Raw genomic sequence first — 221 nt, 5'->3', positions numbered from 1 at the left:
CCGCCGCCAACGCCTTCCTCGACGCCCTCGCCCACCACCGCCACACCACCGGCCTGCCCGCCACCTCCCTCGCCTGGGGCCCCTGGGCCGACAGCGGCATGGCAGACCGACTGAACGCGGCAGACATCGCCCGCATGCAGCGCGGAGGGATACCTCTCCTCTCGGTCGATGAGGGCCTGGGTCTGTTCGATGCGGCTGTGTCCACGGGTGAGGCGGCGCTC

Annotated in this window: 1 protein-coding gene; it reads left to right on the top strand. The window is 72.4% G+C overall.

Going from position 1 to position 221, the window contains the following annotated elements:
- Positions 1 to 221: KR domain-containing protein (locus tag ACLF6P_RS30140; RefSeq protein ID WP_415954610.1), on the top strand; the 221-nt coding region annotated here is incomplete at both ends.

The sequence above is a fragment of the Streptomyces lothianensis genome, assembly GCF_047779955.1.
In the GTDB taxonomy this organism is placed as follows: domain Bacteria; phylum Actinomycetota; class Actinomycetes; order Streptomycetales; family Streptomycetaceae; genus Streptomyces.
The sequence above is the reverse complement of the archived record's forward strand: the minus strand, read 5'-3'. Positions and strand labels throughout refer to the sequence as shown.